We start from the raw sequence: 4758 nt of genomic DNA on the forward strand, positions 1-4758 counted from the left end.
CCGTCGGCGGGGTGGCCGCCGGCGGGGTGGTCGGCTGCGGGCTGGTCGGCTGCGGCGAGGGCTGCGCGGACGGCGCCGGCCCCGGCGAAGGCCCCGGCGACGGCTCGGGAGACGGCTCCGGAGACGGCGTGGCGGGCGGCGCCGGGGTGGACGGGGGCTGCGGCTGTGGCTGCGGCGAGTTGGCCGCCTCGCACTCCTCGGTGGTGGGGCGGGTGAAGGTGTAGCCGTCGAGCTCGTCGGCGTAGGTCGAGGTGGAGCCGTCCTGGGCGGTGAACTCGAGGCGGCCGTCGATCGTCTCGCCCGGCGCGACGTCCCCGGTGCGCAGGACGACGGTCTCGCCGGGCGCCAGGACCGCCTCGTCCTCGCCGGCCGGGGTGCGGGTGGTGGCCAGCCGGACCGCGTAGGGAGCCGTGCCGGCGACGACCTCGACCACCAGGCCGCCGGGCCGGCAGCTCGGGCCGTGGGTGACCCGGGCGTCCGGCCGGCTGGGGTCGTCGATGGCCGCCGCGGACGGGGCGGTGACGACGGCGGCAGCCAGTAGGACCAGGAGGGGCAGGCTCAGCCCGGCGAGCGCACCCACGGACCGCCCCCGGGCCGGAGCGGGCGCCGGTCGGGCGGCGCGGCGCTGGATCGTGCGGATCTGCCTGCCTCCTGGATTTTCGGCTCGTCTGCGTCTCCGATGATGACCGAGGTCACGGATCGTCGCCACCCCCTCACCGGACCCCGACCGCGTGTCGAGCGGCGTGTCGGGGCGAGGAGCGCCCGTCCCGGCCTGTGAGGTGGGTCGCGACTCGCCCGGGCGGAACGACTCGCCGGGCCGGTCTTGACGGTCGAATGTGACCTGGCGCACAGTGGGAGTCGGGCGGGGGCAGCCGGCTACCAATGGCTTCCCACTGCTGGGAAGACCGACCAACGCGGCCAGACCGTCAGGACCGGCCCCCCGCCCCCACATCCTCCGCGCGCGGCGATGCGGTTCGCCCGCGTCCGGCGAGGACCTCGGCCCGGCAGCACAACGGGCTCCCACACACCGCGGCCCCGCACTTCCGTCGAAGTGCGGGGCCGCGGTGGTGTCTCAACCAGACGTGCACCCGAAGGGATTCGAACCCCTAACCTTCTGATCCGTAGTCAGATGCTCTATCCGTTGAGCTACGGGTGCCGATGTTCAGTTGACGTGCGCGGAGGCTCCGGGATTTGAACCCGGGATGGGGATTAACCCAAACCGCATTAGCAGTGCGGCGCCATAGACCGGACTAGGCGAAGCCTCCCGGGGTCCGAGTCCCCTCGGAACCACCGAGAGGAGAGACTACCAGCGGGCCGGAGCGCCCTCCCAGCCCGGGTGAGCCCCCCGGCGAGATCTGCACACTCGCCGCCATCAGCCCCTCGGAGCGGGCGAGTGTGCAGATCTCGTGCGAGCGGATCAGGCGGCGACGGGTTCGCGCACGAGGTCGACCGCCGGCGCCGGACGGCGGCCGGGCAGCAGGGTGACGACGACGGCGAGCGCGGCGCCCAGGGTCGCGAGCACCAGGCTCCCGGGAACCCCGGCGGGGCTGTCGATCAGAGCGCCGCCGAGCGCCGCGCCGATGGCCGAGGCGCCGACGGTGATCGTCGACAGCCAGGTGAAGGCCTCGGTCGTGGCGTGGTGGGGGGCCAGCGAGCCGACGAGGGTGTTCTGCACGGTCAGCGTCGGCGCGATGGCCGAGCCGCCGAGGAAGAGCAGCGCGCCCAGTGCCCACGGGCTGGACACCCAGGCCAGCGGCGCCAGGCCGATGGTCACGCCCAGCAGCAGCAGCCGGTACTGCCGCGGGAGCGACATGCTCAGCACGCGGGCGCCGAACCAGAGGCCGCCGATGGTCGAGCCCAGCGCCCAGAGCGCGAGCAGCAGCCCGGACATGCCGGGTGCGCCGATCCGGTCGGCGAACGCCGGGACGGCGACCTCGAGCGCGCCGAAGCCCATCATCAGCGCGGCACCGCTGAGCAGCACCCGCGGCAGGCCCGGCGTACGAACGGTGGAGAACACACCCGTGCGCACACCCGGCGTCGGGACGTAGGCCCGGGTCGCCGCCGCGGTGGCGACGCCCAGGGCGCCGACGACGGCGAGGCTGCCGGCGACCCCGACGGCGAGGGCGGGCGAGGTGAACACGGCCAGTGCGGCCACCAGCGCGGGGCCGACGACGAAGACGAGTTCGGTGGCGGTCGCGTCCAGCGCGTACGCGGTGGGGCGCACGCGGGGGTCGACCCGCGACCACAGCGCCCGCACCGTCCCCGACACCAGCGGGGTGGCCGCTCCGGCAGCGGCGGAGGCGGCGAGGACGGCGAGGTTCGGCGCTCCGCCGAGGACCACCGCGACCAGCGTCGCGAGCAGCAGCGGATAGGCGGCGGCCTGGCCGAAGAGGATCCCGCGGGGGCCGCGGCGGTCGGCGAGCCGGCCGAGGACCGGTGACATGACCGCCATGGCGATGCCCAGCGCGGCCGCCGCCAGCCCGGCGACGGCGTAGGAACCGGTCTGCTGCTGCACCATGAGCAGCAGCGCCAGCGGCACCATGGCCGAGGGCAACCGGCCGGCAAAGCCGGCGAGCAGCAGGACGGGAGCCGACGGAAGCCGCCAGACGGAGATGTAGGCACGCACGGTGGAGCTCGTTTCAGACTTGCCGGGGAAGGAATCGGTAGGCGGTCAAAGTGCGTTGACCGCCTACGCGGGGCGACGGTAGCACGATTCAGTAGGGAGTCACATGGATTACGACACCTACGGATCGACCGCGGTCGAGCTGGCCATCGAACTGGCCAACGCCGACCGTGACGATCCGGAGTGGGCGCGCGCCTTCCTGGGCTCCCACGACGACTGGTTCACCCCCGGGACCTCGTTCGACCTCTCCCCCGGCGAGAGCCACCGGGCCGGTGCCACCGCCGACCTCGTGCGCGCCGTCGCCCTGGCCGAGTCGCAGGACGACGTCCTCACGCGGCTCAACGAACTGCTGGCCCTGGCCCGGCCGCGTCCCTACGCCACCGACCACGACGGCGAGCTGCACCTGCACTTCGCCCGCCCCGACTCCCCCGCGCTCGAGCAGCTGACGACGACGGTCGCGATGGGCCTGTCCCAGGTGGTGGTGCAGCACGGCTGGCAGCGCCTGGGCGTCTGCTCGGCCGAGAGCTGCGACGACGTCTACGTGGACACCTCGCGCAACGCCAGCCGCCGCTACTGCTCCAACACCTGCGCCAGCCGCTCCACCGTCGCCGCGTACCGGGCCCGCCAGAAGACGGAGTAGCCGGCGCCCCGCGATGATCAGGTGACCTGATCATCGAGCGTCCTCCCTCACCGTCCACCGTGGGGGAGGACGCGCCACGATCAGGGACCCTGATCATCGGCGGAGGCAGGCGGAGGCGAGGCAGGCGGAGGCGGGGCAGGCGCGGGCGGAGGCAGGCAGGCGCAGGCAGAGGCGGACGGGGCCACGTAGCGTGCTCGCCATGTCACGCGAGCGGCTCTGGGTCGTCGCCGGGGTCGCTCTGGCCGTCGTCCTGGCGGTCGCCGTCGGGGTCGTCGTCTGGCTCGGGCAGGACGACACGGCCGACTGCGACGCGGCGCTGGAGACCCGCGCCCGCCAGATGTCCGAGCCGATCGGCGGCCGCACCGTCGCCGTGCTCGGCGACTCGTACACGCAGGGCACCGGCCTGGCCGGCCCGGAGGTGGCGTGGCCGGCCGCGCTCGAGGAGCGGCTCGGCGCCCCGGTCGTCATCGACGGCGTGGGGTCCACCGGCTTCACGACCCGCGGCTTCTGCACCGGCGCCGAGGTCACCTACGGAGCGCGCCTCGACGACGACTGGGCCGAGGCCGAGGTCGTCGTCGTCCAGGGCGGCGTGAACGACGCCCTGACCGGCCGGCCGGACGACGTCGCCGCTGCCGCCGAGGACGTCCTCGGGGAGCTCGAGGAGGTGCCCACCGTCGTGGTCGTCGGGCCTCCGAGCATCCCGGCCGCCGAGGCGGAGGAGCTCAGCACCGTCGACGCCGCGCTGCGCCAGGCCGCGGAGGACGCCGGGCGGGCGTACGTGCCGCTGCTCGGCAAGGACATCCCGCTGCTCGACGACCGGGTGCATCCGACCGAGGCCGGTCACCAGCGGATCGCCGAACTGGTGGCGGCCGCCCTCGAGACGGCCGGCCGGCCCCAGTGAGGTCCCGCCCGCGCCACGCGGGCACCGGAACGGGCGTCAGAAGTCGATCCGCACCACGGCCCGCCGCACCGTCGGCCGGCTGACCTCCGTGAAGCCGGCATCCGCGAAGACGTCCAGCGTGCCGACGTGCAGCTCCTCGGTGATCACTCCCTGCGTCGTGGTCACGGGATAGGCCTCGAGTGCCCGGGCTCCGCGCTCGCGGGCGAAGTCCACCGCGGCGCGCGCCAGTGCGCGCCCGACGCCGCGCTTCCGGAAGCCCACCCGCGTGAACACGCAGGTCACGGCCCACACGCCGGCGTCCGACCTGTCCTCGTCGCGGCCCTCCCACGGGACGCGGTTGTTCCGCACCAGGCCCTCGTAGGCGGTGCGCGGCTCGACCGCGCACCAGCCCACGGGCTCGCCGTCGAGGTAGGCGACGAGGCCGCTGGTCCGCGTCGCCTCCGGCTGCCCGCAGTCGGTCTGCGCACGCAGCCGGTCGGCGCGTTCCTCGGCGGGGAACCCGGCGAAGAACTCGCCACGCCGGAGCTTGTACCGCTGGCACTGGCATCTGCTCGCCGTGCCGCGCGTGCCGAAGACCTTCTGCAGGTCCTCGGG

Annotated in this window: 5 protein-coding genes and 2 tRNA genes; 2 read left to right on the forward strand and 5 right to left on the reverse strand. The window is 74.5% G+C overall.

The window, feature by feature from the left end:
* The 4 genes from BN344_RS20195 to BN344_RS07480 all read right to left on the reverse strand — a co-directional run.
* Positions 1–580: hypothetical protein (locus tag BN344_RS20195; RefSeq protein ID WP_040337555.1), on the reverse strand; the 580-nt coding region annotated here is incomplete at its 3' end.
* Between the two features lie 503 nt (positions 581–1083).
* A tRNA-Arg gene (locus BN344_RS07470) sits at positions 1084–1156 on the reverse strand.
* Between the two features lie 20 nt (positions 1157–1176).
* Positions 1177–1265 (reverse strand) — tRNA-Ser (locus BN344_RS07475).
* Positions 1266–1417: 152 nt separating this feature from the next.
* Positions 1418–2626 carry an MFS transporter gene (locus tag BN344_RS07480; protein WP_040337556.1) on the reverse strand — a complete coding sequence of 403 codons (1209 nt, stop codon included), beginning with the start codon at positions 2624–2626 and terminating at the stop codon, positions 1418–1420.
* 103 nt (positions 2627–2729) lie between these two features.
* Between BN344_RS07480 and BN344_RS07485 the strand changes: the two genes are divergently transcribed.
* Both BN344_RS07485 and BN344_RS07490 read left to right on the forward strand, forming a co-directional pair.
* Positions 2730–3263: a CGNR zinc finger domain-containing protein gene (locus BN344_RS07485; protein ID WP_040337557.1), complete on the forward strand. Its 534-nt coding sequence runs from the start codon at positions 2730–2732 to the stop codon at positions 3261–3263.
* Positions 3264–3462: 199 nt separating this feature from the next.
* A complete protein-coding gene (locus BN344_RS07490; RefSeq protein WP_155858779.1) occupies positions 3463–4164 on the forward strand; it encodes an SGNH/GDSL hydrolase family protein in 702 nt (233 codons plus the stop codon).
* Positions 4165–4200: 36 nt separating this feature from the next.
* Here the strand turns inward: BN344_RS07490 and BN344_RS07495 are convergent.
* Positions 4201–4758, reverse strand: a 558-nt coding sequence (locus BN344_RS07495; protein ID WP_040338114.1) for a GNAT family N-acetyltransferase, incomplete at its 5' end; no start/stop codon positions are given.

Source organism: Candidatus Blastococcus massiliensis AP3, assembly GCF_000582785.1.
GTDB classification, from domain to species: Bacteria; Actinomycetota; Actinomycetes; order Mycobacteriales; family Geodermatophilaceae; genus Blastococcus; species Blastococcus massiliensis.